Consider the following 16,048-nt stretch of genomic DNA (forward strand, 5'->3'; position numbering starts at 1 on the left):
CCGTGGCCAACCGGTACCTAGGGTAGGAAGGGTGCCGACAGTGCCGACAGTTAGGAGTGCGCCGCGTGTCCTCCCTCTTTCCCGCTCTGGCGGACGGTCCGGGCGAGCGCAGCGAGATGGGGGTGCCCCCGGACGAAGTCTGGGGGAAACTCGCCCTGCGATTCGGTGAGCGGTCTCTGACGTACGGCGAGCTGGCGGGGGCCGCCGGTGCGCTCGCCGGGCGGCTGCGCGGGGCTCACCGGGTCGCCGTGTGGGCCACCCCGGAGCTGGAGACCGCCGTCGCCGTGACGGGTGTACTGCTCGCCGGTGCGGCCGCCGTGCCGCTGAACCCGAAGTCGGGCGAGAAGGAACTCGCGCACATCGTCTCCGACAGCGCGCCCACGCTGGTGCTGGCCGCGCCGGGTGCCGAACTGCCCGCCGGGCTCGGTGACCTGACCCGGATCGACGTGGACGCGTCCGCCACCGGGACCGCCACCGACACCGAGGTCCCGGACTCGGCCCCCGCCCTGATCGTCTACACCTCCGGCACCACCGGCCCGCCCAAGGGTGCCGTCCTGTCCCGCCGGGCCCTCGCGACCACGCTCGACGCCATCGCCGACGCCTGGCAGTGGACCGGGGACGATGTGCTGGTGCACGGGCTGCCCCTGTTCCATGTGCACGGGCTCGTGCTGGGCATTCTCGGCCCGCTGCGGCGCGGCGGCAGCGTCCGGCACCTGGGGCGGTTCGGCACCGAGGGTGTCGCGCGCGAGCTGAACGACGGCGCGACCATGCTGTTCGGCGTGCCGACGATGTACCACCGCATCGCCGAGGCCCTGCCCGACGACCCCGCGCTGGCCAAGGCGCTCGGGCGGGCCCGGCTGCTGGTGTCGGGCTCGGCCGCGCTGCCCGTGCACGACCACGAGCGGATCGCGGCGGCGACCGGGCGCCGGGTCATCGAGCGGTACGGCATGACCGAGACCCTGATGAACACCAGCGTCCGTGCGGACGGGGAGGCGCGGCCCGGGACCGTCGGCGTGCCGCTGCCGGGCGTGGAGCTGCGGCTCGTGGAGGAGGACGGGACGCCGATCGCCGCGTACGACGGGGAGAGCGTCGGCGAGATCCAGGTGCGCGGGCCGAACCTGTTCACCGAGTACCTGAACCGGCCCGACGCCACGGCCGCCGCCTACACCGCCGACGGCTGGTTCCGGACCGGGGACATGGCCGTGCGCGAGAGCGACGGGTATGTGCGGATCGTGGGCCGTAAGGCCACCGACCTGATCAAGAGCGGCGGGTACAAGATCGGGGCCGGGGAGATCGAGAACGCGCTGCTGGAGCATCCGGGGGTACGGGAGGCCGCCGTCACCGGCGAGCCGGACGCCGACCTGGGCGAGCGGATCGTGGCCTGGATCGTCCCGGCGGACCCCGAAACCCCGCCCGGCGCCGAGGAGTTGGCCGACCACGTGGCACAGCGGCTCGCCCCGCACAAGCGCCCCCGCGTCGTCCGCTACCTGGACGCCCTCCCCCGCAACGACATGGGCAAGATCATGAAGCGCGCGCTGGTGGCCGATGCCTGAGCGGCGCTCGGCGAGGGAGATCCTGGCCCTGGTCACGGACCCCGGCACCTTCGCCGAACTCCCCTCCCCCGCAAGGGAGTCGAAACCGGAAGGCCCCCTCGCCTGGCAGGGCTACGACGCCTCGCGCGCCCGCGCCGCCGCCCGCACCGGCGAGGAGGAGTCCGTCGTCTGCGGCACCGCCCGCGTCGACGGCACCCCGGCCGTACTGATCGCCTTCGAGTTCGGCTACCTCGGCGGCTCCCTGGGCGAGCGCACCGGCGACCGCCTGGAGGCGGCGTACGGCCACGCCCGGGAACACCGGCTGCCGGTCGTGCCGTTGGTCGCGACCGGGGGCAGCCGGATGCAGGAGGGCATGCTCGCCCTCACCCAACTCCAGCGCGTGGCCCGCCAGTCGGCGCTCACGAGGGAGGCCGGCCTGCCGCAGATCGCGGTCCTGCGGGACCCGACGACGGGCGGCGGCTGGGCCACCCTCGGCGCGGGCGCTGACGTCGTCCTGGCCCTCCCGGACGCCCAGGTTGGCTTCGCCGGCTCCCGGGTACGCCCGGCGGACGCCGACCCGACGGCGTACACGGCGGAGGCCCAGGTGGCGGCGGGCGCGGCCGACGCGGTGGTGGCGCCGGAGGAGCTGAAGGGGGTGCTGGGGGCGTGGCTGCGGCTGCTGACCGGCAGGGCGGCCGGACAGCGCAGCACGGCCGCCGACACCACGGCGGAACCCGCTGACGCCGCCGGCCTCTTCGGGGATGCGGGCGCGAGCGGCTGCGGCGGCGGGCTGCCCGGACCCCACGCAGCCGGCGCCGTGGGCGGCGGAGACACCGTCGCTGATCAGGGCGCGCCGCCCGCCGGGGCGCGGGACGCACGCGAGTCCCGCATCGCCCCCGCCCCCGTTCCCCATGCCCTGGGCGACACCGGGCTGCCCGCCACCGGCTGGGACGCCGTCCAGCGTGCCCGCGCCCCCGAACGCCCCCGCGCTCAGGCCTACCTGGACGCCTACTTCGCTCACCGGGTCGCTCTCAGCGGTGACCGGTGCGGCGGTACGGACACCGAGGGCATGCTCTGCGGGTTCGGCGAGCGGGACGGTCGTACCGTGGCCTACGCCGCGCAGACCGGGGCGGCGACCCGGCCCGCCGGGTACCGCACCGCCGCCCGGCTGATCCGGCTCGCGGACCGGCTGGGGATCCCGGTGCTGACCCTGGTGGACACCCCGGGCGCCGCGAACGACGCGGAGGCCGAGCGGCAGGGGGCCGGCCCGGCGATCGCCGAGGTCTTCGGCGCGGTGGCCGCCGCCCGCGTCCCCGTCACCACCCTGGTCATCGGCGAGGGCGGCTCCGGCGGCGCCCTGGCGCTGGCCGCACCGGGCAACACCTGGGCCACGCCGGACAGTTACTTCTCCGTCATCGCCCCGGAACTGGCGGCGGCCATCCTCAAACGCCCGCAGGAGGAGGTGGAGGCGACCGCCGAGCACCTGCGGATCCGGCCGCAGGACCTGGTGGAGCTGGGGGTGATCCGGGGGATCGCCCAGGTCCAGGTCACCTCATCCCCACCGCCCGAATGAATCTCGAAGGGGGACGCATGAGCAGACTGGTGGAGTTCACCACCGAGGACGGGGCCGTCGTACGCGTGGAGACCGCGGACGGGGCGGGCGGGAACCGGCCCGTCTCGCGCGGCGAGGACACGGTGGACCGGGCCGCGCGCACGTTCGAGGACGCGCTCGATCACGTCCGCGCCGCCGCCCATGCGGCCCTGCGGGTCTTCCGCGACGGCAGCCTGCGCCCCGACTCCGTGGAGCTGGAGTTCGGTGTGAAGCTGACCGCGGAGGCCGGCGCGGTCATCGCCAAGGGCACGGCGGAGGGCCAGCTGGTGGTCCGGCTGAGCTGGACGCCGCAGGCCGGACACGCGCCGAGTGGGGAATCGGGCCCGGAGTCCACCACCGACCGGTGAGCCGCGCCGCAAACCCCCCATTCAGCGGCACCCCACCCGGCCCCCTCCAGCAGGCGCCCGCCCTCGCGGCCCGCGCAGGATGCAGTGTGAGAGGCCCGCCAACCGGCCGGGCGCACCAAGGCCCGCGCACCCGGGAGGTTCGCCGTGACCGTCAGTCTGGAGCAGTTGCGCCGCTGCCACTTCGCCGTCGACCTGGGCGCCGCCCGCACCCGGGTCTATGTGAAGGGCGCCGGTCTCGTCGTCGACCAGCCGTCGGCCGCCGCCGTGAACACCCGTACCGGCGCGCTGATCGCCGTCGGCGAGTTCGCGGAGAAGATGACGGGCCGCACGCCGAGCTACATCAGGGTCGTCCGGCCCGTCTCCGGGGGCACGGTGGTCGACATCGAGATGGCCCAGCGGATGCTGCGCCAGCTGCTCGGCGACAAGATGCGCCGGGCCCTGCGCCGTAATCTCCGGCTGCGCGCGGCGGCCTGCACCCCGCACGACGCCGATCCGCTGGCCACGCGGGCGACCATCGAGACGCTGGTGGGGCTGGGGGCGCGCAAGGTCGAGCTGGTGGACACGCTGATCGCCGCCGCCGTGGGGTGCGGGCTGCCGGTCGAACGTCCGGAGGCCACCATGATCATGGTGTGCGGGGCGGCGGCCACCCAGGTCGCGGTCCTCTCCCTCGGCTCGATCGTCACCGCCGAGCGGATCCCGGTGGGCGGCGAGGCCGTGGACCACGCGATCGTGCAGCACCTGCGGCACGAGCACGAGCTGATGCTGCCCAGCCAGTCGGTACGGCCGCTGCAACTGGCCCTGTCCGGCAACGGGCTCACTCCGCAGGGCCCGGCCTCCACGGAGATCCACGGCCGGGACGTGGCCACCGGGCTCGCGCGCAGCGTCCAGGTCGACACCGCCGCCGTACGCGACGCGATCCAGACCCCGCTGACCGCCGTCCTGGACGGCATCGGCAAGGTACTGCGCGCCTGCCCGCCCGACCTGGTGGCCGACCTCGCCGACCGCGGGATCATGATGGTCGGCGGCTCCGCGCTGCTGCCCGGCTTCGACCAGATGCTGCGGCAGGCCACCGGGATGCCGGTGCACATCGCCGAGCGGCCCGACATCTGCGTGGCCCAGGGCATGGGCGAAATGCTGGAGGGCCGGATCGAGCCGCTGATGCTGAGCCCGCTGGCCGCCTGAGCGGCCTCAGCGCTCGGTCCTCCCGACCAGCAGTACCGCGATCGCCCCCACCCCTATGAGCAGGTAGCCGGACGCGGCGAGGGCCCCCAGCGTGCCCAGCACGGCGACCCCCAGCGCGGACCCGGCCTGCCGGATGCCGTTGAGCGCGCCCTGACTCGTCGCGGCGTACTCGGGCGGCGCCGCGACGGCCACCGCGGCCGCCGCACCGGGAATGGACAGCGTGCCGGCCGCGGCGAGCGCCAGCTCGGCGGCGACGATCAGCGGCAGCGCCGGACGGTGACCCACCGCGCAGGCCAGCAGCACGCCGGCGGCGACGGTGGCGGACATGCCGGTCAGCAGGACGGGGCGGGGGCCGTGGCGGGCCACGAGCCGCCCGGTGAAGAACGGCATCACGCACACCGGGAAGGCCAGCGGCAACGTGGCCAGTCCGGCGCGCAACGGGGTCAGGTCGTAGGTGCGCTGGAGCCATACGGCGAGCAGGTACATGCCGCCGAAGTAGGCGAAGCAGGACACCGCGGCGGCGACCATCGCGGACCGCACCCGCGGCAGGGCGAGCAGCGCGGGCGGCAGCACCGGGGCGGCGACCCGGCGCTCCACGACGGCCACCGCGACGAAGCAGACGAGCGCGGCGCCGAGCGGCAGCAGGGCACGCGCCGCTCCCCAGCCCTCGATGCCGGCCTCGACCAGCCCGAAGGTGAGCAGGCCCAGACCGGCGGTGGACAGCAGGAGCCCCGGCCGGTCCAGGGCACGGGCGGCCCGTACGGGCGGCGCGGGCAGCCGGCGGGCGAGGAGCAGCGCGGCCAGGGCGAGGGGCGGGTTGACGAGGAACACCAGCCGCCAGCCGCCGAGTTCGACCAGCGCGCCGCCGAGCACGGGCCCGGCGGCGGCCCCCAGCCCGGCGAGCGCGGACCAGGAGCCGATGGCGCGGGTACGGCGGGCGGGGTCGGGATACAGGTGGATGAGCAGCGCCAGGGAGGCGGGCACCAGTCCGGCCCCCGCGGCCCCGAGCAGCGCCCGCCCGGCGATCAGGGCCCCCGCACCGGGCGCGAGCGCACACGCCACGGACAGCACGGCGAACAACCCGAGCGCCACGGCGTACACCCGCCGCGCACCCCACCGGTCGGCGATCACACCACCGGCCAGCAGCAGCCCGGCGAAGACGACGGTGTACGCGTCCACGGTCCACGGCAGCACGGCCGCGCCCGGCCGCAGCGAGGTCTGGATGTCGGGTACGGCGACGTTGAGGATCGAGGTGTCCAGCAGGACGAGCAGATTCCCGGTGGCGATCCCGGCGAAGGCGAGCCGGGAGGTGGGGCGGGGGACGGTGCCGGCCGGCGCGGACGGTCTGCGGAGGGGATCGACGGTGGTCATGCGGGCAGCGTGTCCCGCAGGCCGCTGGACCCGCGACGCCGTGACTCCGATACCCCCATCGGAAACTCCGATGGCAACACCCCAAGGGGCGCGGGACCGTATCGATATGCGGCTCCGCCGCGTGGGCGCGACCAGCCACAACGGACCCGCACCCACAAGACGACAAGCACCCCCACGGCGCCCCACGGCTACCCTTTCCTTCCGTGGACTCCCGCTACCTCCGCGCCCTCGTGGCCGTCGCAGACAACGGCGGCATCTCCGCCGCGGCCCACGCCCTGGGCTACGCCCAGTCAAGCGTGAGCGCCCAACTCAAGCGTCTGGAAGCGGACTTGGGCGTGAGCGTACTGGTACGGGCGGGCACGGGCGCGGCACTCACCGAGGCCGGCCACCGCCTGCTGCCGTACGCGCGCGAAGCCCTGGCACTGGAGGAGCGGATGCGGCGGGCGGCCCGCGGTGACCGGACCCGGCTCAGGATCGGGGCGCAGGAGTCGCTGGCCCATGTGTGGGTGCCCGAGGTGCTGGCGGCGCTGGAGTACGGCGCGGGCGGCCCGGACACCGGCGCGGACGTCGTCCTGACGGTGGCTCAGCGCAGGTCGCTGGAACGGTCTTTCGCCGCGGGCGAGCTGGACCTGGTCTTCCAGTACGACAACGGGGTGCGTGCGGTCGGCCCGAGCGCGGTCGTCGGCCATGACCGGACGGTCCTGGTGGCGGCTCCCGGCCACCCCCTGGCCGGGCAGCGGGAGAAGGTGTCGGCCGAACAGCTCCTGCGCTACGACTTCCTGGTGGCCGAGCGCGGCTGCACCTCGGAGATGCTGGTGGACCGGTTCGGCCAGGACATGCTGGCCGGGGCCCAGCAGACCCTGCTCCAGGGCTCGTTCGCGGCGCTGCTGCGCCTGATCGGGCACGGGCACGGCGTCACCCTGCTGCCGGAGCTGTCGGTCGCCCGGGAGCTGCGGGAGGGCGAGCTGGTCGAACTGCGGCCGACCGAGCCGATCCGCCCGCTCAGCATCGTCGCCCAGTGGCACCCGCGCCTGGGCCCGGCCGAGACCGCCGTACACACCCTGCTCGACCTGGCCCGCCGCGCGGACCCCCTGCCGGAGGCGACCCAGGCGGCTCACGCCTCCTGAGCCTCCGGCGGCCGGCAGGTGCGGTCAGTACGGCAGGATCCGGCCGGACGGCGTCCTGCGGTCGATCTCCTGCTCGCGGCGCGGGGCGGCGGGACGCCGGCTGACACGTACCCGGATGCGACGGTCCATGACGCCCTCCTCCAGTCCGTATGACCAGTCCGTATGACCGGTCCGTACGACCGGCAGCGGCTGCCGGTAGGAGGTGCGTGCCCATGACACGGGCGCTTCAAGCCTGCGCCGCCCAACTCGTCGATCAGGCCCGAGTCATGACCGAGTCCCGCTCGAGTCAGGCTCCAGCGGTGCGTGAACGGCGGCGGGGCGGCGGCCGGGTCCGTTACCGGGTCAGGTAGCGCGCGAGGACCGGATCGAGCCGGGCCACCCACTCGCCGAGCCGCGCCGACCTGCGGGCGTTCAGCTCACAGTCGTACACGCCGCCGTCCCACAGCCGTACGGTCACCCTGAGATGGTGGCCGTGCCGGGAGCGCCCGGCGAAGGCGATCTCCGCCCACTCGAAGTCCGCCGCGACGCCCGCCACTTCGAGGACGATCCCGGTGGCGTTCACCACGACGCGGGACTCCCCGTCGGTCAGTTCGGCCTCCGGCGCGGCGTAGGCGACCGGCGGCCCGAACCCGTAGGAGACCTGCGGCGGGGTCGCGGGGGGCACGGGCAGGGCGGCGGGGGGCGTGGGGGGCTGTGCGGGGTACGGCGCCGGCTGGGGCGGTGCCGCCGGGGGCGGTGTGAGCCGCGGGGGCGTGGCGGGGGCCGGGGGCACGGGGGGCGCCGGGCTGTACGCGGGGGTGTGCGCCGGTTCCCGGGTCTCGTCCGTCAGCCGGTCCAGCAGTTCGGTGGGGGTCGGCCGGTCCGCGGGGTCCTTCGCCAGGCAGCGCGCAACCAGGCCGGCGAGTCCGGCGGGTACGGCGGCCAGGTCCGGCGGTTCGTGGACGGAGCGGTACATCAGCCCCATCGGTGTGCCCTCACCCCAGGCGCTGCCGCCCGCCGCGGCGACCAGCACGGCGCCCAGCGCGAACACGTCGGCCGCGCCGGTCACATCGTGGCCCAGGGCCTGTTCGGGGGCGAGGAAGCCGGGGGTGCCGAAGGCGGTGCCGGTGGCGGTGAGGCGGGTGGACTCGACGGCGCGGGCGATGCCGAAGTCGAGGACGCGCGGGCCGTCGGCGGCCATGACGATGTTGCCGGGCTTGAGATCGCGGTGCACCAGACCGCAGGAGTGGATGGACTCCAGTGCCTCGGCGAGCGCGGCGGCCAGCGCCCTCAGGCGGGGCTCGTCCATCGCTCCCTCGGCGGCGAGTTGTGCCGCGAGGGTCGGTCCGGGGATGTAGGCCGTGGCCAGCCACAGCGGGTCGCCGTCGACGTCCGCGTCCACGACCGGCGCCGTGTGGAAGCCGCCCACCGCACGGGCCGCCTCGACCTCGCTGCGGAACCGCTCGCGGAAGACGGGGTCGGCCGCCAGCTCGGCCTTGGCGACCTTCACCGCGACGGCCCGCCCACCGCGCGTCCGGGCGAGATACACGGTGCCCATGCCGCCCTCGCCGAGCCGGCGCTCGACGAGGTATCCCCCTATACGTTCCATGCGCACAGTATGGCCGCCGGGCGGTACCGGTCCCGCGTCCCCCCGGCGTCGCCATTGACAACCCGAATCCGCGAAGGTTGTCATGAACACATGCTGCGATGCGCGAGGACCACGGGTGCCACCCCCACGGCACGAAGTGGCCGGCTGCCGTGCGCATGCGGCCACTGACCGGACGCCACGAGCTGCTCGCCGCCGCCCGGGCCGAGTTGACGGCCCGTCCCGGAGTGCTCTTCCACGGCCCCGCCGGAATCGGCAAGTCCACGCTCGTGGCCGCCCTCGTGAACTCCCTTGCCGCGCAGGCCCCGTCGGCCTGCACGGTGCTGCACTGCGCGCCCGCCCAGGAGGACGCCCGGCTGCCGTTCGCCGGGCTCGTCGACCTGTTCGCACGGGTGCCGGACAGCCGTCTGGACGCCCTGCCGCCCGAACCGAGGGCGGCCCTGCGGGCGGCCCTGCTGCGCGGCCGGGAACCGGCCGGTGACCAGGGGCGGCTGGCGGTGCGCGTCGCGGTCCTGGAGGTGCTGCGCGCCCTGGCCGCCGCCGGTCCGGTACTGCTGGTCGTCGACGGCCTGCAGTGGCTGGACGCGCCCAGCGCCGAGGTGCTCGCCTTCGCCGTACGCCGCGTGGGCGGGCTCGACCTGCGGATGGTGGCCGCCGAGCGGGTGACCGAGGGCGAGCAGCCCGAACGGCCGCACTGCTGCCCGCCGGACACCGCCGAGCTCGCCGTACCGCCGCTGGCGGACGGTGAGACGGAGCACCTCCTGCGCACCGCCCTCGGCGCCGGTCTGCCACCGGCGCTGCTGCGGGCCGTTCAGGACACCGCCGCCGGAAATCCCTCGTACGCACTGGAGTTGGGGCGGGCCGCCCTGCGTGAGGGAGCGTCCGCGGACTCCGGCGGGGCGCTGCCCGTGCCCCGGAGGCTGCGCGCCCTGGTGCTGGACCAGGTGCGCACGCTGTCCGAAGCCGTCCGGCGCACCCTGCTCGTCGCGAGCGCCGCCGCCCTCCCGAGCCTCACCGTGCTGCGTGCCGCCGGGCTCCCCGACCCGGCCGCGGACCTCGCGGCGGCCGAACGCCTCGGCGTCGCGGCGGCCGGCGCCGACGGCACCGTACGTTTCCGGCATCCGCTGGTCCGGGCCGCCGTCTACGCCGACGCCCCCGAGTACGCCCGCCGGCAGGCGCACACTCTGCTGGCCCGCGCGGTCGCCGAGCCTGTGGAGCGGGCGCGTCATCTCGCGCACGCCCGCCCGTACGAGGACGAGGCCACCGCCCGCACCCTGCTGGCCGCGGCCGCGCACGCGCGCCGCCACGGCACCTCCGACGCCGCCTGCGAACTGGCCGGGCTCGCCGCCCGCCGCACCCCCGCCGACCGGCCCGCCGACCGCGCCGACCGGCTGCTGGCCGCCGCCGAGTACGCGTGCGACGCCGGGCAGCTTCAGGAGGCGGCGCAGGCCGCCGGGACGGTCCTCGCCGAGTCGGGCTCCGCGCACCGGCGGGTGCGGGCCCGGCTGATCCTGCTGCGGGGCGCCGGGCAGGCCCTCGAGGGCACCCGTGACCTGATCGAGGACGGCCTGCGGGACGCCGCCGGCGACCCGCGGGCCGAGGCGCGGCTGCACCACTGGGCTGCCGTACGCGGCCTGCTGTGCGGGGAGTTGGCCGAGGCGGCCCGGCACGCCCGGCGGGCGGCGGAGACGGGCGACACCGACACCCGGATCGAGGCGCTCGCCACGCTCGCCCGGGTACGGTCCCTGGCCGGTGAGGCGGGCGCCGCCGATGCCGCACTGGCGGAGGCGCTGGCACTGGCCGGCGGCGCCGGTGGCGGGCCGGCCGGGTGGCGGCTGGTCCGGATGCGGGCGATCCTCGCCCTGGACGCCGACCGGGTGACCGAGGCCCGGGAACAGGTCGACGCGCTCCTCGCGGCCATCGGCGCGGTGGCCGGGGTCGAGGAGACCGTCGCGACGTTGGTGTCGCTGGTCCGGATCCAGGTGCGTTCCGGGCACTGCCGTGCGGCCCTGCACACCGCCGCCCGCTGCTCGCGCGCCGTGGCCGAGGCGGGCGTACGGTCGGCTCCTGCGTGGTACGCGGCCGCGCTCGCCGAGACCGCCGGCGGCAGCACGGAGGAGGCCCGGCACCTCGCCGAGCAGGCGGTACGGGCGTCGGAGGCCGACGGCGACCGGTTGTTCCTGGTGCGTGCGCTGGCCGTGCTCGGACAGGCCGAGTTGCTCGGCGGCGACCCTCGCGGGGCGGCCGCCGCCGTCGAGGCGCTGAGCCGCGTCAAGCGGCTCGGCGAGGCCATGTGCGCCGCCGACCCGCCCCTGCTGCACTGGTACGGCGATCTGGCCGAGGCGCTCGTCGTGCTGGGCGAGACGGACGCGGCCGGGGATGTCGTACGCGAGGCGTACGGCCGTATGCCCGGCGATGCCCCGGACAGCGTGGTCGCGGCGCTGGAACGGGCCGAGGGGCTGCGTGAGGCGGGGCTCGGGCGGGCCAGGGAGGGCGCGGCGCGGCTGCGGGCCGCCATCGACCTGCTGCGTCAACTGCCCCTGCCCGTCGAGCTGGTGCGTACCCTCATCGCGCTGGGCGCGGTCGAGCGCCGGGCCCGTCGGCGGAACGCGGCGCGCGTCGTCCTCGGTGAGGCCCTCGAGACCGCGGCCCGGATCGGGGCCGTGCCGCTGGAGGCGCGCGCCCGGGACGAACTGGCCCGGCTGGAGGCCGCCGAGCGCGGCGGCGGACCCGAACTCACGCCCACGGAGGCCCGGATCGCCGAGCTGGTCGGCGGCGGGGCCACCAACCGGGAGGTCGCGGCGGAGCTGTTCATCAGCGTCAAGACGGTGGAGGGGACCCTGTCGCGGGTCTACCGAAAGTTCGGGGTCCGCTCGCGCACCGCGCTCGCCCATGCGATGGCGGTCGCGGTCATCGCCTCCGGTGCGTCCGTCGACGCGGGCGACGACGGCGGGCTGAAGCAGGCGGTGACGGTGAGTCAGCCCGCTCGCCCGCGTACGTCCCGCGTGGTGGACACACGCCGTTGACACGACATCAGCAGTTAACACGTGAAGCAAGGGTTCCCCCGCTTATGCGGGTGGGGCCGGTGTTCCTACGGTGAAGCCGTTCCGCTTCCGGGACATCACCCCCACTCCGGAGGACCCCACAGTGAAGTCACGCCTGAAACTGCTCGGTCTGGTCGCCGTGCCGGCCCTGCTCGCCGCCGCCGTCCCCGCGGCCTACGCCTCCCCCTCCCCGCAGCCGTCCGCAACTCACGCGGCCATCACCGGAGATGTCCTGAAGGGCCTCACCCAGCATGCGACCCGCACCGGCGAGGTGGCCGCCGGAAAGCGCATATCGGTGGCCATCAGCCTGACGCCCAGAGGCGGCAAGGCCCTCGACACGTTCGTCGCCGAGGTCAGCGACCCGCACTCCGCCTCCTACGGCCACTACCTGACGAAGGCCCAGTTCGCGGCCCGCTTCGGCCGGACCGACGCCGAGATCAAGCAGGTGAAGGACTACCTGCGGGCGCAGGGCCTCACCGTCGGCAAGGTCCACTCGGGCAATCTGCTGGTCGACGCGAGCGGCACCGCCGCCCAGCTGGAGAAGGCCTTCGGCACCAAGCTGTCGACCTGGAGGGACGCGACGTCGGGCCGCTCGTTCTACGCCAACGACAGCGCGCCGACCCTGCCGAGCGCCATCGCCTCGATCGTCAGCGACGTGGCCGGCCTCAACAACCGCCTCCACCTGCACCGCCAGGCGCCCTCCACCGTGCACCCGCACAACGGCCCGGGCGGTGGCTACACCCCGGCCCAGCTCAAGGGCGGCTACAACGTCTCGGGCACGTACACGGGCAGCGGCCAGAAGATCGCGCTGCTGGAGTTCGACGGCTTCCAGCAGTCCAACATCACCACCTACGACAACAACTACGGCCTGGGCTCGCCCACCCCGACCGTGCAGAAGGTGGACGGCGGCTCCGGCGCGCTGGGTGACGGCCAGGTCGAGGTCGAGCTGGACATCGAGGTCCTGCACGCGATCGCCCCCAAGGCCAACGTCACCGTCTTCGAGGGCCCCAACTCCGACGCCGGCGAGGTCGACACCTACCAGGCCATCGTCGACAGCGGCATCCCGACCACCTCGATCAGCTGGGGCGCCGCCGAGAGCGCCCGCACCACCTCCGGCATCAACGCGGTCGACGCCGTCTTCAAGGCCGGCGCCGCCCAGGGCCTCGGCTTCTACGCGGCCTCCGGCGACAGCGGCTCCGACGACGCGGGCGACGGCGGCACCTCCGTCGACTACCCGGCCAGCGACCCGTACGTCACCGGCGTCGGCGGCACCAGGCTGACCGTCACCTCGTCCAACGCCTTCAGCAAGGAGGTGGCCTGGTCCGGCGGTGGCGGCGGCAAGTCCTCCGTGTTCAAGATCCCGAGCTGGCAGACCTCGGTGCAGAAGAGCGCCGGCGGCGGCTTCCGCCAGGTCCCGGACGTCTCGGCGCACGCCAACCCGACCCCCGGCGTCTCGATCTACTCGCAGGGCTCGTGGTCCTCGGTCGGCGGCACCAGCGCCGCGGCGCCCGAGTGGGCGGCCTTCGCGGCCCTCTACAACCAGCAGGCCAAGGCGGCCGGCAAGGCCAACCTGGGCTTCGCCAACCCCGCCCTGTACTCGGCGGCCGGCACCGGCTTCCACGACATCACCAGCGGCAGCAACGGCGCCTACTCCGCGACCACCGGCTGGGACTTCACCACCGGCTGGGGCTCGTACAACGCCGCCACGCTGGCGAACAAGCTGCTCGGCTGACGCCGGCGATCGAACCCCACGAACACAGCGCGGGCCGGGATCTCTCCCGGCCCGCGCTGTCTTCACGTGGCATCACCGCAGGTCACATCGTTTCTGCACCTGCGCTGCGCGGTGGGGCGGGTGGGACTCGAACCCACGGCCGACGGATTATGAGTCCGCTGCTCTAACCGGCTGAGCTACCGCCCCATAGCGGCGTGTCGCGTACATGTGTGCGCGCCGTCTGCCGCAGCATAGCCGCTCATACGATCTCCTGCCTCGGATGGTCGGCATCTGTGCTGCTCACGACCGTCAGGACAGCGCCCCGGGGCACGGCGGTTCCCGCGGGCATGAAAAAGGACCCCCAAGGGGTCCTCGTTCATCGCGCTCCCCCGACTGGACTCGAACCAGTAACCTGCCGGTTAACAGCCGGCTGCTCTGCCAATTGAGCTACGGAGGACCGAAGCTCCCCCGACTGGACTCGAACCAGTAACCTGCCGGTTAACAGCCGGCTGCTCTGCCAATTGAGCTACGGAGGATCGCCTCGATTGCATCGAACGTACCTACCCGGGTATTCGCCAGGGGGCGCTCGCTCGCTGCGACACATACATTAGCGCAAGCAGGGGGGTGCTCCGCCAATCGGTATCCCCGGGCGCCCACGTCGCACCGCAGACCCAGGCAAGGGAAGGGTGGCAGCCATGCGCTACCGGCTCACGTTCGTCGCCGGACTGGCCCTCGGTTACGTACTCGGCACGAGGGCCGGACGGGAGCGGTACGAGCAGCTGAAGAAGTCCGCTCAGCGGATCGCGCAGAACCCGGCCGTCCGTAACACCGCCGAGACGGCCGCCCAGCAGGGCCGCCAGTACGCCGGGAAGGCCTTCCACTCGGTCGGCGACCGGTTCCCCGAGACGGTGGCCGAGCGCGTACGGCACCTGCGGGAGCGCAACATCAACGGCACGCCCGAGGACGACTGGGGCACGAGCGACACGTAACGGGACAGAGACACCCCTGCCCCCTTTGTTCTCCCTCGACCCAACCACCCCCACCGATGCTGCAAAATTCGGTGCATGGGGATAGTCGCCGGCTTGGACAGCTCACCGGACTTCACACGCATCGTGGTCTGCGACACGGACACCGGAGCCGTGCTCAGGCAGGGGTACGCCCCGCATCCGGTCGAGGGGCGCCCCAGCGACATAGATCCCCAGGCCTGGCTGCTCTCCCTCGGCGAGGCCGCGGGGGGCGGACTGCTGGAGGGCGTGCAGGCCATCGGCGTCTCCGCGCAGCAGAACGCGCTGGTCCCGCTGGACGCCCAGGGCAACACCGTGCGTCCGGCGCTGGTCGGCGGGGACAAGCGGGCGCAGGTCGCGGCGGCCGACCTGGTCGACGCGCTCGGCGGGCGGGAGGCCTGGGCGCAGGCCGTGGGGTGCGTGCCGCAGGCCGCGCAGCCCGTCACCAAGCTGCGCTGGCTCGCCAAGAACGAGCCCGAGAACGCCCGCCGCACAGCCGTACTGCTCCAGGCGCACGACTGGCTGGTCTGGCAGCTGCTCGGGCGGCCGGTGCGCAGGACCACCGACCGGGGCGGGGCGTCCGGCACCGGGTACTGGTCGGCCGCCACCGGCGCCTACCGGCCCGACCTGGTCGAGCTGGCGCTCGGGCACCAGGCGATGCTGCCGGAGGTGATCGGCCCGTCGGACGCGGCCGGTACGACACCGGAGGGGCTGCTGATCTCGGCCGGGACCGGGGAGACCATGGCCGCCGCGTTCGGGCTCGGGATCGGGCTGGGGGACGCCGTCGTCTCGCTCGGGGCCTCCGGGTCCGTGATGGCCGTGCATCCCGAGGCGCTCGCCGACCAGTCCGGGATGATCACCTCCCTCGCCGACGCCACCGGCCTGCATCTGCCGGTCGTCACCACCCTGAACGCCGTACGGACCCTGCGCGGCACCGCCGAACTGCTCGGGCTGCCGGATCTGGAGAGCCTGAGCGACCTGGCGATGAAGTCCACGCCGGGGGCTCACGGTCTGGTCCTCCTCCCCTACCTGGAGGGTGAGCGGACGCCGAATCTGCCGCACACCGCGGGCACGCTCGCCGGGCTGCGGCGGGAGTCGATGAAGCCGGAGCATCTGGCGCGGGCCGCGTTCGAGGGCATGCTGTGCGGGCTCGGCGACGCGCTGGACGTGCTGCGCGGGCGGGGTGTGGACGTGCGGCGGGTCTTCCTGCTGGGCCAGGCCGCCGAGCTGCCCGCCGTGCAGGCCTCGGCGCCCGCGCTGTTCGGCGCGCAGGTCGTCGTACCCCAGCCGGCGGACTACGCGGCGATGGGCGCGGCCCGGCAGGCGGCGTGGGCACTCGGTGTGTCGCAGGGCACACTCGACCCGCGCACCCCGCCGGCCTGGCAGGGCGCGGCGGCACAGGTACTGGAGCCGGGCGACGAGCTGGCGGTGGGGCAGGCGGTACGGCAGCAGTTCACGGCCGTACGGGAGCAGACCCATCCGGGGGCGTTTCAGTCATGAACGGCGTAACGCCGCAAAAAGTATGGTCGTACG

General features: G+C 74.6%; 11 protein-coding genes and 3 tRNA genes. 9 read left to right on the forward strand and 5 right to left on the reverse strand.

Annotated elements, in window-relative coordinates:
* The first annotated feature begins 65 nt into the window (after nt 1–65).
* The 4 genes from ACH47Z_RS03585 to ACH47Z_RS03600 all read left to right on the forward strand — a co-directional run bounded on the left by ACH47Z_RS03585 (nt 66) and on the right by ACH47Z_RS03600 (nt 4,673).
* Nucleotides 66–1,553: an acyl-CoA synthetase gene (locus ACH47Z_RS03585; protein WP_399070045.1), complete on the forward strand. Its 1,488-nt coding sequence runs from the start codon at nt 66–68 to the stop codon at nt 1,551–1,553.
* The gene (locus ACH47Z_RS03590; protein ID WP_399070047.1) at nt 1,546–3,105 is read left to right on the forward strand and encodes a carboxyl transferase domain-containing protein; all 1,560 of its coding nucleotides are present in this window, start codon (nt 1,546–1,548) and stop codon (nt 3,103–3,105) included. The genes ACH47Z_RS03585 and ACH47Z_RS03590 overlap by 8 nt, the downstream gene beginning before the upstream one ends.
* A gap of 17 nt (nt 3,106–3,122) precedes the next feature.
* Nucleotides 3,123–3,491, forward strand: coding sequence for a CU044_2847 family protein (locus ACH47Z_RS03595; protein ID WP_399070049.1), 369 nt, complete (start codon nt 3,123–3,125; stop codon nt 3,489–3,491).
* Nucleotides 3,492–3,635: 144 nt separating this feature from the next.
* Nucleotides 3,636–4,673, forward strand: coding sequence for a rod shape-determining protein (locus tag ACH47Z_RS03600; RefSeq protein ID WP_399070051.1), 1,038 nt, complete (start codon nt 3,636–3,638; stop codon nt 4,671–4,673).
* A 6-nt stretch (nt 4,674–4,679) separates the two neighbouring features.
* On the opposite strand, the gene ACH47Z_RS03605 is transcribed toward ACH47Z_RS03600, so the two are convergent.
* Nucleotides 4,680–6,044 (reverse strand): MFS transporter, encoded by a 1,365-nt coding sequence (locus tag ACH47Z_RS03605; RefSeq protein WP_399070053.1) that lies wholly within the window; start codon nt 6,042–6,044, stop codon nt 4,680–4,682.
* A 203-nt stretch (nt 6,045–6,247) separates the two neighbouring features.
* Between ACH47Z_RS03605 and ACH47Z_RS03610 the strand changes: the two genes are divergently transcribed.
* The gene (locus tag ACH47Z_RS03610) at nt 6,248–7,171 is read left to right on the forward strand and encodes a LysR family transcriptional regulator (protein WP_399070055.1); all 924 of its coding nucleotides are present in this window, start codon (nt 6,248–6,250) and stop codon (nt 7,169–7,171) included.
* 334 nt (nt 7,172–7,505) lie between these two features.
* Here ACH47Z_RS03610 and ACH47Z_RS03615 read toward each other — a convergent pair whose 3' ends face one another.
* On the reverse strand, nt 7,506–8,759 hold the full coding sequence (locus tag ACH47Z_RS03615) for a serine/threonine-protein kinase (protein WP_399070057.1): 1,254 nt from the start codon (nt 8,757–8,759) through the stop codon (nt 7,506–7,508).
* A gap of 98 nt (nt 8,760–8,857) precedes the next feature.
* On the opposite strand from ACH47Z_RS03615, the gene ACH47Z_RS03620 reads away from it, so the two are divergent.
* Nucleotides 8,858–11,782 carry an AAA family ATPase gene (locus ACH47Z_RS03620; protein WP_399070058.1) on the forward strand — a complete coding sequence of 975 codons (2,925 nt, stop codon included), beginning with the start codon at nt 8,858–8,860 and terminating at the stop codon, nt 11,780–11,782.
* A gap of 121 nt (nt 11,783–11,903) precedes the next feature.
* A complete protein-coding gene (locus tag ACH47Z_RS03625; protein ID WP_399070060.1) occupies nt 11,904–13,532 on the forward strand; it encodes a protease pro-enzyme activation domain-containing protein in 1,629 nt (542 codons plus the stop codon).
* A gap of 112 nt (nt 13,533–13,644) precedes the next feature.
* Here the strand turns inward: ACH47Z_RS03625 and ACH47Z_RS03630 are convergent.
* The 3 genes from ACH47Z_RS03630 to ACH47Z_RS03640 form a co-directional block, all read right to left on the reverse strand.
* Nucleotides 13,645–13,718: transfer RNA gene (locus ACH47Z_RS03630), tRNA-Ile, on the reverse strand.
* 177 nt (nt 13,719–13,895) lie between these two features.
* A tRNA-Asn gene (locus ACH47Z_RS03635) sits at nt 13,896–13,968 on the reverse strand.
* Between the two features lie 6 nt (nt 13,969–13,974).
* Nucleotides 13,975–14,047: transfer RNA gene (locus ACH47Z_RS03640), tRNA-Asn, on the reverse strand.
* Between the two features lie 159 nt (nt 14,048–14,206).
* Between ACH47Z_RS03640 and ACH47Z_RS03645 the strand changes: the two genes are divergently transcribed.
* Both ACH47Z_RS03645 and ACH47Z_RS03650 read left to right on the forward strand, forming a co-directional pair.
* Complete coding sequence (locus ACH47Z_RS03645; RefSeq protein ID WP_399070062.1) at nt 14,207–14,500, forward strand: YtxH domain-containing protein; 294 nt, start codon at nt 14,207–14,209, stop codon at nt 14,498–14,500.
* A gap of 75 nt (nt 14,501–14,575) precedes the next feature.
* Entirely contained in the window at nt 14,576–16,015 is a 1,440-nt protein-coding gene (locus ACH47Z_RS03650) for an FGGY family carbohydrate kinase (protein WP_399070064.1), read from the forward strand.
* Nucleotides 16,016–16,048: the final 33 nt, after the last annotated feature.

The sequence above is a fragment of the Streptomyces sp. NPDC020192 genome, from assembly GCF_044388685.1.
GTDB lineage: Bacteria > Actinomycetota > Actinomycetes > Streptomycetales > Streptomycetaceae > Streptomyces.